At 63.0% G+C, this 12,557-nt stretch carries 13 protein-coding genes and 1 pseudogene; 6 read left to right on the forward strand and 8 right to left on the reverse strand.

The features are described 5' to 3' along the window. The first annotated feature begins 48 nt into the window (after positions 1–48). A complete protein-coding gene (locus E1748_RS28690; RefSeq protein WP_133650689.1) occupies positions 49–336 on the forward strand; it encodes a DUF1330 domain-containing protein in 288 nt (95 codons plus the stop codon). An 89-nt stretch (positions 337–425) separates the two neighbouring features. On the opposite strand, the gene E1748_RS28695 is transcribed toward E1748_RS28690, so the two are convergent. Further along, entirely contained in the window at positions 426–1,535 is a 1,110-nt protein-coding gene (locus E1748_RS28695; RefSeq protein ID WP_133650690.1) for an agmatine deiminase family protein, read from the reverse strand. 323 nt (positions 1,536–1,858) lie between these two features. On the opposite strand from E1748_RS28695, the gene E1748_RS31600 reads away from it, so the two are divergent. Beyond that, complete coding sequence (locus tag E1748_RS31600) at positions 1,859–2,011, forward strand: hypothetical protein (RefSeq protein ID WP_166653649.1); 153 nt, start codon at positions 1,859–1,861, stop codon at positions 2,009–2,011. Positions 2,012–2,078: 67 nt separating this feature from the next. Here the strand turns inward: E1748_RS31600 and E1748_RS28700 are convergent, their stop codons facing one another. Next, on the reverse strand, positions 2,079–2,960 hold the full coding sequence (locus E1748_RS28700; protein WP_133650691.1) for an aldo/keto reductase family oxidoreductase: 882 nt from the start codon (positions 2,958–2,960) through the stop codon (positions 2,079–2,081). 101 nt (positions 2,961–3,061) lie between these two features. Between E1748_RS28700 and E1748_RS28705 the strand changes: the two genes are divergently transcribed. Continuing rightward, on the forward strand, positions 3,062–3,964 hold the full coding sequence (locus E1748_RS28705; RefSeq protein ID WP_133650692.1) for a LysR family transcriptional regulator: 903 nt from the start codon (positions 3,062–3,064) through the stop codon (positions 3,962–3,964). Between the two features lie 22 nt (positions 3,965–3,986). On the opposite strand, the pseudogene E1748_RS32035 reads toward E1748_RS28705, so the two are convergent. Then, a pseudogene (locus E1748_RS32035) lies at positions 3,987–4,094 on the reverse strand (DNA-deoxyinosine glycosylase); the annotation flags it as partial. A 34-nt stretch (positions 4,095–4,128) separates the two neighbouring features. Next, positions 4,129–4,851, reverse strand: a complete 723-nt coding sequence (locus tag E1748_RS28710) for a tetratricopeptide repeat protein (protein ID WP_133650693.1) — start codon at positions 4,849–4,851, stop codon at positions 4,129–4,131. Between the two features lie 182 nt (positions 4,852–5,033). Between E1748_RS28710 and E1748_RS28715 the strand changes: the two genes are divergently transcribed. Continuing rightward, complete coding sequence (locus E1748_RS28715) at positions 5,034–5,705, forward strand: glutathione S-transferase family protein (protein ID WP_133650694.1); 672 nt, start codon at positions 5,034–5,036, stop codon at positions 5,703–5,705. 105 nt (positions 5,706–5,810) lie between these two features. Here the strand turns inward: E1748_RS28715 and E1748_RS28720 are convergent, their stop codons facing one another. The 4 genes from E1748_RS28720 to E1748_RS28735 form a co-directional block, all read right to left on the reverse strand. Continuing rightward, entirely contained in the window at positions 5,811–6,281 is a 471-nt protein-coding gene (locus tag E1748_RS28720; RefSeq protein ID WP_166653650.1) for a DNA-deoxyinosine glycosylase, read from the reverse strand. After that, on the reverse strand, positions 6,281–6,955 hold the full coding sequence (locus tag E1748_RS28725; protein WP_133650696.1) for a chorismate--pyruvate lyase family protein: 675 nt from the start codon (positions 6,953–6,955) through the stop codon (positions 6,281–6,283). Before E1748_RS28725 ends, E1748_RS28720 begins: the two co-directional genes overlap by 1 nt. A 120-nt stretch (positions 6,956–7,075) precedes the next feature. Next, a complete protein-coding gene (htpG, locus tag E1748_RS28730) occupies positions 7,076–8,974 on the reverse strand; it encodes a molecular chaperone HtpG (protein WP_133650697.1) in 1,899 nt (632 codons plus the stop codon). Between the two features lie 91 nt (positions 8,975–9,065). Beyond that, complete coding sequence (locus E1748_RS28735; RefSeq protein ID WP_133650698.1) at positions 9,066–10,523, reverse strand: aminotransferase-like domain-containing protein; 1,458 nt, start codon at positions 10,521–10,523, stop codon at positions 9,066–9,068. Positions 10,524–10,807: 284 nt separating this feature from the next. On the opposite strand from E1748_RS28735, the gene E1748_RS28740 reads away from it, so the two are divergent. Further along, positions 10,808–11,497: a VOC family protein gene (locus tag E1748_RS28740; protein WP_133650699.1), complete on the forward strand. Its 690-nt coding sequence runs from the start codon at positions 10,808–10,810 to the stop codon at positions 11,495–11,497. Between the two features lie 59 nt (positions 11,498–11,556). Then, entirely contained in the window at positions 11,557–12,465 is a 909-nt protein-coding gene (locus tag E1748_RS28745; protein WP_133650700.1) for a DMT family transporter, read from the forward strand. The last annotated feature ends 92 nt before the right edge of the window (positions 12,466–12,557 follow it).

The following is a 12,557-nucleotide window of genomic DNA, read 5'->3' on the forward strand; positions in this document are numbered from 1 at the left end:
TCGTGGCATCATCATGCGCACCCCACCCCGCAAACAGGAGCGCACGACATGGCGACTTACATCGTTTTCACACGGGAAAGCACGCAGGACCAAGGCGAACTCGACCTGTACATGAAGAAGGTCGGCGAGACGTTCAAAGGTCATCCGGTCAAGATTCTCGCGGCGTACGGCCCGCAGCAGGTGCTCGAAGGCGATGCGCCGGAAGGTGTGGTGATCGTCGAGTTTCCGTCTACCGAAGAAGCGCGTGCGTGGTACGACAGCCCGCTGTATCAGGAAGTCGTGAAGCATCGGTTCAATGGGTCGAAGTATCGGGCGGTGCTGGTCGAAGGACGGTAACGCCAGGCCGTTGAGCGACGCCACACCGCGGCGGCATCGCTCGATGCGGAAAACAGGAACCGGCGAGTCCAGCCGGTCCCTGCCTGCGATCACGCCGGCTGCTGCTGCGTCGTGCAGTGAATCCCACCGCCTCCGGCAGCAATGCCGTCGATGTTCAACTGAATCACCTCTCGCCCGGGAAACAGATCTTTCAGCGTGTCGCGTGTGTTGCGGTCCGCTTTGCCGTCGCCGAACTGCGGTGCGATAACTGCTCCGTTGCACACATAGAAATTGATGTACCCGGCCGCGAATTCATCGTTTTCGTATTTCGGCCGCACGGTCGACGGTCCTTCCAGCACCACCACCTTCAACTTGCGTCCCTTCGCATCGGTGGCCTTGCGCAAGATCTCCAGATGCCGCCGCGTGACTGCATAGTCGTAAGACGAGGCATCCTGATCCAGGCCGGCGACGACCGTGCCCGGGCTCGTGAAGCGCGCGTAAAAATCGGTGTGCCCGTCGGTGATGTCCTTGCCCGCGATGCCCGGCAACCAGATGATCCTCTGCACGCCGAGCAGCCGATGCAATTCCGCCTCGCACTGCGCCTTGCCGACGTGCGGATTGCGATTGGCGTTCAGCACGCAGCTCTCGGTGATGATCGCGGTGCCCTCGCCGTCGATTTCGATGCCGCCGCCCTCCAGCACCAGAGACGTCTCGATGAATTGCGCGCCGCTTCTGTGCGCGACGAAGCGCGCGACATGCGCGTCCTGCTCATGCTCCTGCTTGTCGCCCCAGCCGTTGAAATTGAAACCGACTGCACCGAGCCGGCCCGAGCGTCCCTTGACGAATACCGGTCCGGTGTCCCGCATCCACAGATCGTCGATCGGCTGGGTGACGAGCGTCACCGTCGGGCCGCATAGCCGCGCGGCGATGTCACGGTCCTCCTCGCGCACCAGCATGTTGAGCGGCTCGTGCGCAGCGATCGCTTTTGCGATGCTGGCCAGATTCTCGCGCGCCACCGGCAACAATTTGCTGCCCCAGATGTCTTCGCCCGGACCGAACGCCATCCACGTTGCAGTGTGATGCGCGCCTTCATCCGGCATATGCCAGATTTCGTCGTCTGCCCATGCCGCGCTGTCGAAACCGCTTCCCATTACGCCTGCCATCAAGATTCCTCCCGAGGCGAACAGCCCCTGCTTCAGAAAGCGACGTCGCGTTTTCATCTTTCTCTCATGTAGGTGGGCGTCTCGATTGAGTCTGCTCTCGTCACGCCCGCAAAACATATCCGCCTGAATCCGCTTCGCGATGAAGCTGGCTGATGATCAGGCCAGATCGTACCCGCAGTTCCTGCTTCGCGTGACGGCCGAATTGCCTGGCAATGCTATGGGTAAGCCGAGTTATGCGAAGTATTGGACGTACGGCGGCTCGCGCAGTGCAGCGCGGAAGCGGTGAAAGAGATCAGGACGCTGATCGGCGCGTCGATCCGATCCAGGTGGCGAAGCGATGAACCAGACGTGCGCTCTGCCGAGCGTGTGACCGATCCGATATGAGAGATCCCGGTGGCGAGTTCAGAGCAGCCGAACGCGATCGCGCGACACAACAGAATGCCCCGCTCGTGGAGCGGACCGCGACGGCTGCGGGGAAGCTGATGGAATCGGTAAGTGTGTTCGCGATTGCGAAGAAAACGCTGCAGGCGTGAGGTTGAAGCAAGCAGGTTATCGCTGCCTGCATCATCACTCACTCACACGCAACGGAAACTCATGTCATCAGACCGCTGCGCCAGCGCCACCAATCGCATCCAGCTCAGCCAGCACCTCCGCCGACAAGCTCAACTTCGCCGCCTGCAGATTCTCCCGCAGATGCGCAACCGATCCCGTGCCCGGAATCAGCAGAATGTTCGGCGCACGGTGCAGAAGCCATGCGAGCGCGACCTGCATCGGCGTTGCATCGAGCGTCTGCGCAATCGTCGACAGCGCTGACGACTGAATCGGCGAGAACCCGCCAAGCGGAAAGAACGGCACGTAAGCGATGCCCTTGCGCGCAAGCTCATCGACGAGCGCATCGTCTTCGCGATGAACCAGGTTGTAGTGATTCTGCACGCAGACAATCTCCACGATGCGCTGCGCCTCGGCGACCTGCGTCGACGTCGCGTTGGACAGACCGATATGGCGCACCAGCCCCTTGCGCTGCAGTTCGGCAAGCGTCTCGACCTGCTTCGCGATCGAGCCTTCCGCCGGGCTGTGAATGCTGCCCATCATGCGGATGTTGACGACGTCGATCGCATCGAGGCCGAGATTGCGAAGGTTGTCGTGAACCCCGCGCTCGAGATCCGCCGGTTCGGAGGCCGGCAGCCATGAACCGTCTTCGCCGCGAATAGCGCCGAGCTTCGTGACGATCGTCAGATGGTCCGGGTACGGATGCAACGCTTCGCGAATGATCTGGTTGGTGATGTACGGCCCGTAGTAATCGCTCGTATCGATGTGATTGACACCCGACGCCACGGCCTCGCGAAGCACGGCAACGGCGGCCGCGCGATCCTTCGGCGGCCCGAACGCGCCGCGGCCGGCAAGCTGCATGGCGCCGTAGCCCAGGCGGTTCACTTCGCGGCCGGCAAACGAAAAGGTACGGGAGGGAATGAAGTTCGACATGACGCTCTCCTGGTTAAGTTGAAGGCGAGTATGGCGACGGTTGCGCTGTTTGATAATCCGATCTAGATTGGATGGGTTGTTAAAAATTATGAACAATCGCCATGGAACTGAACGACCTTGCAGCCTTCGCGGCGGTCGCCCGCGCGGGCGGCTTCCGCGACGCGGCCCGTGAGAACGGCGTCTCGGCATCGAGTCTGAGCATCGCCGTGCGGCGACTGGAAGCGAAGCTCGGTCTGCGGCTGCTGAACCGGACGACGCGCAGCGTCGCGCCGACCGAGGCGGGGCAACGTCTGATCGAGAAGCTGACGCCGCTCTTCAGCGAGATGGAAGCAGCGCTGGACGTCCTGAACGTGTTTCGGGACAAGCCGGCCGGCACGCTGAAGCTCAACGTGCCGGTGAGCGCCGCGCGGATCGTGCTGCCGTCCATCCTCGCGGCGTTTCTCGCCGCCTACCCCGACATCCGCGTCGAGGTCATCGCGGAAGATCGCTTCGTCGATGTGCTGGCGAGCGGTTGCGATGCGGGCATCCGCTATGACGAGCGGCTCGAGCAGGACATGATCGCGATCCCGATCGGGCCGCGCGTGCAACGCTTCGCGACGGCTGCGGCGCCCGCCTATCTCGACAGGCGCGGCAGACCCACGCATCCGCGCGAGCTGCTGTCGCATGCCTGCCTGCGAGGTCAGTTCGCCAGCGGGACGACGCCCATGTGGGACTTCGAGCGGGACGGCGAAACGATGAAGCTCGATCCTTCCGGACCGCTTCTCGTCAGGCTAGGCGCGGGAATCGATCTCGCGTTGAGCACTGCCGTAGCCGGCATCGGCATCATTTATCTGTTCGAGGACATGCTGCGCCCGTACTTCGACAGCGGAGCGCTCGAGCCGATCCTCGAGCCGTGGTGGCCGAGTTTTTCGGGACCGTTTCTTTATTACCCTGGGCATCGCCATGTGCCGGCGCCGTTGCGGGCGTTTGTGGATTTTTTGAAGGCGGGGGAAGCGGCGGGCTGATTGGACGTCGGGCCGACGTCTGCCGCCAAAGCTGCAGCGTCTGCTCAAACGACAGCATCGCATTCGCCGGACTCGACGACGACAGCGTCAGCATTTCATGCTGCGCCGCTTCGATCATCGGTGCATCGCGGTTTTGCCGGAGATGCACGGTCGCTACAGTGGCCTCAAATTGCGCCGACCGCCTCTTCATCGTGCTTCTTGCGGTCCTCGTCCATCAATGCCTCGATTTTCCCGCAGGCATCGATCATGAGCTGAAACCCTCGTCTCATGCGGTGCCAACCAAACCAGCCTCGAGCCATTCGCCTGCCAAGCGCCCATTGAGCCCCGAGATCACCGCGAGTCGCCGCCTCTTCGAGGAGAACACGTGCTTCATCCCATCGCTTCGCGGTCTTCGGTTGCTGCTGAAGTTTTGCCATGCCCAGTATGAACATGGCGGGCACCAGGCCTTCGGCTACGCAGGGTTGCAGGATTTTTTCACACGCATCGAAATTCGCTTGCGCGATGTAGAGATTAGCCAGATAGAGGCTAGCCCGCCTGCTGCCGTGCTCTGCCGCAAGTTGAAGCCAGTGTTCCGCTGCAACGGGATTTTTTGCGCCATCGGCATCGTGGGCATAGAGAGCGCCAACATGGAGCATGCTCCACACCGACCCGCCTCGGGCGAGCGCCAAAAGCTGATCTAACGCGGCTGTCGGGTCACTCTTTTCCAGTCTCCCGGCTGCTCGAATTGCTTCCTGGTGAGGGTCGTCCGTGATCAGATATCGATCGTTCAGTTGTGCATCGCGCCACCAGCGAAATCTGGCCTTAGCCTCGGGTCGGTCGCCAGGGCACAGCATGGCGGTGAAGCGCTTGTGTAACGTCAAAAACGGTCCACACAGTTTGCACTTCATTTTGTCCCCCATGAGGTGGTGGCTTGCCGGATATCCAGAGTATCTTACTCATGGCGGACGCAGTCCGTTCACCCGATTGAACAGGATGACTGATGCTTCTTCAAATGTCTTCTTTCTGTGAATGCCGATTAAAGGCACCGGATGGAAGGCTGCGGGCTTCGTTAAAATAAACTGCGATATCGATGCCTCTCATCCGCACCCAGGACGATGCTGTGCCGACAACTCAAGTGGTGAAACTATACGGAGCCGCATGGAGCGTATACGTGCGGATCGCCCGCCTTGCACTGGAAGAGAAGCAGATCAAATACGGCCTGCTCGAAGTAGATGTATTTGCAGAGACGGGGGTTCCGCAGGAGCATTTGAAGCGTCACCCGTTCGGCCGCATTCCGGCCTTCGAGCATGGCGAATTTCGTCTTTACGAAACAGGTGCAATTGTTCGCTATATCGACGACGCTTTCCCCGGATGCAGACTGGCGCCGGCAGATCCGAAAGCGCGCGCCAAGGTAAACCAGATCGTTGGGATACTGGACGCCTATGCATACCGGACACTCGTTTGGGACATATACGTTGAGCGCGTAGTTTCGGCACGCGAAGGCAGAATAGCCAACGAGCACAAGATTGCCGCTGCGTTACCGCGCGCAGCGCTATGTTTATCCGAGTTGACCCGGCTGTCGGATGACGGAGGGTTCCTGATCGGCGATGACGTGACACTTGCCGATCTGTACGCCGCGCCGATGTTCGCATGCTTCATGCAAGCGCCCGAAGCTGCTTCGTTGATGCAAGGGTGCGAAAAGCTGATCGACTGGTGGCAAGGATTCACCACTCGCAACAGCATGTTGCGGACAGGCCTGTGAGCAGCGGTGTGCAATACGCGGTAGCCCGACTCAGCCGAACGGCCGAGTTACATCAATCTGGCTGTCGGCGAATAATCCATTGCAATCGTGACGCTTCCGAATACATCATGAAATCTGCCGCCAAAACCCCAGCTTCTGCTCAAACGACAACATCGCATTCGCCGGACTCGACGACGGCAGCACCAGCGTCTCGTACCCCGCCGCCCCGATCACCGGCGCAAAGCGCCCCGCCGTCTTCCCGTTGAAACAGACCTTCCGCAACTGCGGCGCGTACTCACGCAGCGAAGCGAAGTCATTCGGCTTTGCATCGCGAATCGCCGCGTCGAGACTGCCCTCGCGATGACACGCCGCCAGCACGTCCCACACGCCGATACCATGCGACAGCAGGCAATCGAGTCGCGCACCATACGGCAACGTAGCGAGCGGTTCGTCGAGCACCGCGCCGAGTAATCGCCAGAACTGGTTACGCGGATGCGCGTAGTACTGCGTCGCCGCGAGCGACGCCTCGCCCGGAAAGCTACCGAGCATTAGCGTGTGTGTGTTGTGCGCGACGACGGGAGGAAAGCCTTCGAGCATCAGCGCTTCGCCTCGCCGCGTTCAGCAAATAAAGGATGTGCACGCGAAGCGGTATGCCCAAGCGCCCGCCCATGATCGCGCGGATGAGAGGCCCCATGCTCCAGATGCGCCGCAGAAACCTCGGCAAGATGCCCCCACAGCGCAGGCAACATACATTCGGTCACCATCAACGGCGCCCCACCCCGCTCGAACACCGAACGTCGCGCGAGCAACGCATGCGGCGGCGTGCCGTCGATCGCACGCGCAGCGAGTCGATACAACGGATGCCGCTCGACCAACCGCCGGCTCACCAGCGACGAACGCGCAACGCCACTATCGCTATACAGCAGTTCGGCGAGCGGCCGAGTCCGCAGACGACGCATCGCCTGCCACACGCCGACGCTCGCCGCGAGCGGCGCGATGCTGTGCGCGGCGACGAACGGCACACCATTCACCTCGAGCACCACTTCGCGCACCCAGGCCGGCGCACGCGCGGTGACGCCGAGCGCCGCGTACTCGTCGGCCCACGGCTGCGCGACGGTCTCGCGCGTCACGCGCACCGCGACCGCGCCGAGCGTGCGCAGATGCGCGGTCAGCGAGCCGCCGCGCGTCAGCCAGTCTTTCTGATCGGAACTGAAACAGGGCAGCGGCGTCACGCGCCAGTGCGCGTCGGCTGCATCGAAACGAAGGATCATGGGCGCATTATAGGGCGAGCGTCACGATGCCCGTCGCGAAGGGAGCACCGCACTCGAAGGCAAAAAAAACGCTGCCCGAAAGCAGCGTTTTTCATTTCATCGCATCGCACGCAAGGCCAATCAACCCACCCGCGCCAGCAGCAACGCATTGGTCCGCCGCACGAAGCTGGCAGGATCGTCGAGCGCGCCGCCTTCCGCAAGCATCGCCTGATCGAACAGTAGATGGCACCAGTCGCCGAAATCCGCGCTGTCCGTGTGCAGCGCCTTGACGAGCGCATGCTCCGGATTCACTTCGAGGATCGGCTGCGATGACGGCGCATTCTGCCCCGCTGCCTTCAGCATGCGCTGCAGGTAGCCGCTCATGTCGCCATCGTCCGCGACGAGGCACGACGGCGAATCGGTCAGACGGAACGTCAGACGCACGTCCTTCGCCTTGTCCTTCAGCGCTTCCTTCATCTTCTCGACGAGCGGCTTGAACGTCTCGCCGACCTTCTCCTGCTCGGCCTTTTCCTCGTCGTTCAGCGCGCCGAGGTCGAGGTCGCCGCGCGCGACGCTCGCGAGCGGCTTGCCGTCGAACTCGTTCAGATACGACAGCATCCACTCGTCGACGCGGTCGGTCAGCAGCAGCACTTCGACGCCCTTCTTGCGGAACACTTCGAGGTGCGGACTGTTCTTCGCGGCCTGCAGCGTGTCGGCGGTGACGTAGTAGACCTTCGTCTGCTCGGGCTTCATCCGCGCGACGTAGTCGGCCAGCGACACGTTCTGCTCGGCGCTGTCGGTATGCGTCGATGCGAAACGCAGCAGCTTCGCGATGCGCTCGCGATTCGCGAAATCTTCGCCGACGCCTTCCTTCAACACCTGACCGAACTCGGTCCAGAACGTCTTGTACTTGTCCTTGCCGGCATCGTCCTCGGCGTTCGCGAATTCTTCTAGCAGCGACAGCGTGCGCTTCGTCACGCCTTCGCGGATCGCCTTCACGTCGCGGCTTTCCTGCAGGATTTCGCGCGACACGTTCAACGGCAGATCGCTCGAATCGACGACGCCCTTCACGAAACGCAGATACGACGGCAGCAGTTGCTCGGCGTCGTCCATGATGAACACGCGCTTCACGTACAGCTTCAAGCCGCCGCGATGATCGCGATTCCACATGTCGAACGGCGCATGCGCCGGCACGTACAGCAGCTGCGTATATTCGCTGCGGCCTTCGACGCGGTTATGCGTCCAGCCAAGCGGATTCTCGTGATCGTGCGCGAGGTGCTGGTAGAACTGCTGGTACTGCTCTTCGGTGATGTCGTTCTTCGAACGGGTCCACAGCGCGCTCGCCTGATTGACGGTCTCGTCCTCGTCCTGCAGGACCATCTCGCTCTTTTCTGCGTCCCACTCTTCCTTCTGCATCAGGATCGGCAGCGCGACGTGGTCCGAATACTTCTGGATGATCGACTTCAGTCGATACGACGACAGCAGTTCGTCTTCGTCCGCGCGCAGATGCAGCGTGATCGTCGTGCCGCGTGCCGCGCGTTCGATCGTGTCAACCTCGAAGTCGCCCTCGCCCGCGCTTTCCCAACGCACGCCTTCGCTTGCCGGCAGACCCGCGCGACGCGTCTCGACCGTGATGCGCTCGGCGACGATAAAGCCCGAGTAGAAACCGACACCGAACTGGCCGATCAACGCAGCGTCTTTCTGCTGGTCGCCCGACAGCTTGCCGAAGAATTCCTTCGTGCCCGAGCGCGCGATCGTGCCGAGATTCGAGATCGCTTCGTCGCGGCTCATGCCGATGCCGTTATCGTCGATCGTCACGGTGCGCGCGGCCTTGTCGTACGACACGCGAATACGCAGATTCGGATCGCTCTCGTACAGCGCACTATTTTCGATCGCTTCGAAGCGGAGCTTGTCGGCCGCGTCGGACGCGTTCGAGATCAGCTCACGCAGAAAAATTTCCTTGTTGCTGTACAGCGAATGAATCATCAGGTGCAGAAGCTGTTTCACTTCCGCCTGAAAGCTCATGGTTTGCTGGGCCATGGTCGGACTTCCTCTCTGCTTGGCTGGTTAGCGCGATAGATACGCGGTAGATAAAGGACCGTGCGCCCAGATAAGGGCACACGACGAGATTTCAAGAGGCCCGGCGCGCGAGCCCGTCGAGATAACGGCATAGGAATGCAGACAGCGCCGGGTCGCCGCAGTTCGCGACGTTGAAGCGCATCCACGTGGTGGGCGACTGATGCGGCGAAAACAGGCTGCCCGGCGTGAGCAGGAAACCCGCTTCGTGACCGGCCGCGGCGAGGCCGTCGGAATCGGCACCGGTGTCGGCCCACAGGAACATCCCCGCGCCCGGCGACTGGAAGAGGCGCAGCCCCGTCTTCTCGAGCATCCGTCCGGCCTTGTCGCGCACGCTGTCGAGCCTTGCGCGCAGCCGCTCCACGTGACGCCGGTAATGCCCTTCGGTCAGGATCTTGTACAGCACGCGTTCGTTCAGTTCCGGCGACGTCATGCCGACCAGCATCTTCTGGTCGGTGACGGCGTTCGCGACCTGCGGCGCGCACGCGACGAATCCGACGCGCAGATTGGCCGCGAGCGTCTTCGAAAAACTGCCGAGATAGATCACGCGCTTCAACTGATCGAGGCTCGCGAGACGCGTCGCCGGATAGCCCGGCGGACACAGATCGCCGTACACGTCGTCCTCGACGACGATGAAGTCGTACGCTTCCGCGAGACGCAAAATACGGAACGCCTGCGCGGCGGTCAACGACGTGCCCGTGGGATTCTGCAGCACCGAGTTGATCACGAGCATCTTCGGGCGCCATGTCTCGACGAGCGTTTCGAGCGCGTCGAGATCGGGACCGTCCGCCGTGTACGGCATGCCGACAAGCCGCGCGCCCTGCGACGCGAAGCGGCCGAACATCTGGAACCACGCCGGATCGCCGACGATCACCGCGTCGCCGGGCTGCACGTAGATGCGTGCGATCAGATCGATCGCCTGCGTGATGCCGGACACCATCACGATCTGATCCGGCGATGCGCCGATCTCGAGTTCTTCCAGACGCGTCTGCAGTTGCTGGCGCAGCGGCAGAAAACCGAGCGGCGTGCCGAAGCCGAGCATCTGAGCCCCACTCTGCCGGCCGAGCGTGCGCAGCGCGCCGGTGATCAGTTCGCCGTCGAGCCAGCGGCTCGGCAGATAGCCGAGACCGGGCCCTTTCTCGGGACGCGTCGACGTCTGCAGCATGTTGCGCAGCAGCCAGACCACATCGAGCGTGCTCGGCACCGGCGCGGCTTCGGCGACCGGACTGCGGCGCTCGCCGGGCATCGGTGCCGCGAGCCGTTCGCGCACGTAGAAACCCGAGCCGCGTCGTGAATCCAGATACCCCTGCGCGACCAGCCGCTCGTACGCCTCGACGACCGTGAAGCGCGACACGCCTTTATCGAGCGCGAGCTTACGGATCGACGGCATCCGCATGCCGGGACGGAACACGCGCTCCTCGATACGGCGCCGGCCCCATTGCACGAGCTGATCGACGAGCGTCGTCGACGACGCGTCGTGCGGGGCGGGAATCTGGTCGAGCGGGACGGACATCGCGTTCTCCTGCAGGGCAACTGTACCGAACATTATTGGCCCGATTGTACCGTTACTGTGCCGGTCCGACGCGTTACATTGAACCGGATGATGCGGTTCTATTGCTGTCGCGGCGGGTTCGCGTCGGGCAGCAGGCAAATGGCCGCCATTCCCGCCACGCGTGGTCCGCCGCAGGGTGAACGGGTATGCTATCCAGTCCGGCGCGACCGCTTGAACCGCTTGAACCAGGACACGCCGAAACCCGTCCGCCGCCTCGTCCCCGAACCGTTTTTTCCGATCCGCTCATGACCGTCCGCTCGCTCCGCATCGACCATCTCGTGATTTCCGCCCGCACGCTCGACGAAGGCACGCAATACGTCGCCGATACGCTCGGCGTCGCGCCTGCAGGCGGCGGTGCGCATCCGCTGATGCGCACGCACAACCGTCTGCTGAATCTGTGGGACAGCATTTATCTCGAAGTGATCGCCGTGGACCCGGACGCCGCCGAACCGTCATCCGATGCGCCGCCGCGCCCGCGTCTGTTCGCGCTCGATGCGCCCGACACACACGCACGCGTCGCCGCCGGACCGTATCTGTCGCACTGGGTCGTGCGCGTCGAGCGGCCGAAGCGGCTCGACACGTGGCGCGCTCAGTACCCCGAGCGCATTCCGCCGGCAGTGCCGATGACGCGCGGCGACTTCACCTGGCAGCTCACGGTCCCTGACGACGGCGCGTTCCCGTCGTGGCAGCACGCAGGCGACGGCATCGTGCCGACGTTGATCCAGTGGGACACGCCGCTGCATCCGTCGGCAGTGTTGCCCGACAGCGGTATCGCGCTGAAGACGCTGAAGGCCGTGCATCCGCAGGCGGATGTGGTACGCGAACAGTTGCACTGGCTCGGCGCCGCATCGCTGCTGCAACTCGACTCGACCGAAGGTGCGCCTGCGCTCGTCGCCGAATTCGATACGCCCGCCGGTCCACGCACACTGCGCTGACCCGCTAATAACCTTTTCCGCCCACCCGAAACTTCGAGACGTGTCGTATGAGTATGAGCATGAATTCGCGTGAATCCCGGGGCATGCTGCTCGGCCTTGTCGGCGTGATGATTTTCAGCCTCACGCTGCCGATGACGCGCATCGTCGTCACGGAATTTCATCCGCTCCTCAACGGCCTCGGGCGCGCGCTCGCCGCGTCGCTGCCCGCCGCCGTGCTGCTCATGTGGCGTCGCGAACGCTGGCCCACGTGGCCGCAGATGAAGAGCCTCGCGGTCACCTCGCTCGGCGTGATCGTCGCGTATCCGGTGTTCTCCGCGTGGTCGATGAAGACGGTGCCCGCGTCGCATGGCGCGGTGGTCAACGGGCTGCAACCGCTGTTCGTCGCGCTGTACGCGACGTGGCTGTCGCGCGAACGGCCGTCGAAGGCATTCTGGGTAAGCGCGCTCGCGGGCAGCGCGATCGTTATCGTATTCGCGTTGCAGGCGGGCGGCGGCTCGCTGCAGGCCGGCGATCTGCTGATGCTCGTCGCCGTCGGCATCGGCGCGCTCGGCTACGCGGAAGGCGCGCGGCTCGCGCGGCAGATGGGCGGCTGGCAGGTGATCTGCTGGGCGCTCGTCGTATCCGCGCCGTTCCTCGTGCTGCCGGTGGGCTGGCTCGCGTGGCAGCATCACGTGCTGCATCCGCAGCCGGTCGCGCTGAGAACCTGGCTCGCGTTCGGCTACGTCACGCTGTTCTCGCAGTTCATCGGTTTTTTCGCGTGGTACGCCGGGCTCGCGATGGGCGGCATCGCGCGCGTCGGCCAGGTGCAGCTGCTGCAGATTTTTTTCACGATGGCGTTTTCCGCGCTGTTCTTCAACGAGACGGTGGCGCCCATCACGTGGCTGTTCGCCGCCGCCGTGATCGCAACCGTGATGCTCGGCCGCCGTGCCTCGGTGCGTACTGCGCCGCTGCCCGCACGCGCCGCGTGAACGGGATCATGAGCATGAGTGTGAATTGATCCACGGCGAGCGCCACGTGAACCCCGCGCGATGCGCGATAATCGACCTTTTGACCGACCTGT

Origin of the sequence: Paraburkholderia flava (assembly GCF_004359985.1) — a bacterium.
Lineage (GTDB): Bacteria > Pseudomonadota > Gammaproteobacteria > Burkholderiales > Burkholderiaceae > Paraburkholderia > Paraburkholderia flava.

What these genes read in the sequence shown, in the direction of transcription:
- E1748_RS28690 (WP_133650689.1), top strand. Translation starts at nt 49, where the DNA reads ATGGCGACTTACATCGTTTTCACACGGGAAAGCACGCAGGACCAAGGC.
- E1748_RS28695 (WP_133650690.1), bottom strand. Translation starts at nt 1,535, where the DNA reads ATGAAAACGCGACGTCGCTTTCTGAAGCAGGGGCTGTTCGCCTCGGGA.
- E1748_RS31600 (WP_166653649.1), top strand. Translation starts at nt 1,859, where the DNA reads ATGAGAGATCCCGGTGGCGAGTTCAGAGCAGCCGAACGCGATCGCGCG.
- E1748_RS28700 (WP_133650691.1), bottom strand. Translation starts at nt 2,960, where the DNA reads ATGTCGAACTTCATTCCCTCCCGTACCTTTTCGTTTGCCGGCCGCGAA.
- E1748_RS28705 (WP_133650692.1), top strand. Translation starts at nt 3,062, where the DNA reads ATGGAACTGAACGACCTTGCAGCCTTCGCGGCGGTCGCCCGCGCGGGC.
- E1748_RS28710 (WP_133650693.1), bottom strand. Translation starts at nt 4,851, where the DNA reads ATGAAGTGCAAACTGTGTGGACCGTTTTTGACGTTACACAAGCGCTTC.
- E1748_RS28715 (WP_133650694.1), top strand. Translation starts at nt 5,034, where the DNA reads ATGCCTCTCATCCGCACCCAGGACGATGCTGTGCCGACAACTCAAGTG.
- E1748_RS28720 (WP_166653650.1), bottom strand. Translation starts at nt 6,281, where the DNA reads ATGCTCGAAGGCTTTCCTCCCGTCGTCGCGCACAACACACACACGCTA.
- E1748_RS28725 (WP_133650696.1), bottom strand. Translation starts at nt 6,955, where the DNA reads ATGATCCTTCGTTTCGATGCAGCCGACGCGCACTGGCGCGTGACGCCG.
- htpG (WP_133650697.1), bottom strand. Translation starts at nt 8,974, where the DNA reads ATGGCCCAGCAAACCATGAGCTTTCAGGCGGAAGTGAAACAGCTTCTG.
- E1748_RS28735 (WP_133650698.1), bottom strand. Translation starts at nt 10,523, where the DNA reads ATGTCCGTCCCGCTCGACCAGATTCCCGCCCCGCACGACGCGTCGTCG.
- E1748_RS28740 (WP_133650699.1), top strand. Translation starts at nt 10,808, where the DNA reads ATGACCGTCCGCTCGCTCCGCATCGACCATCTCGTGATTTCCGCCCGC.
- E1748_RS28745 (WP_133650700.1), top strand. Translation starts at nt 11,557, where the DNA reads ATGAATTCGCGTGAATCCCGGGGCATGCTGCTCGGCCTTGTCGGCGTG.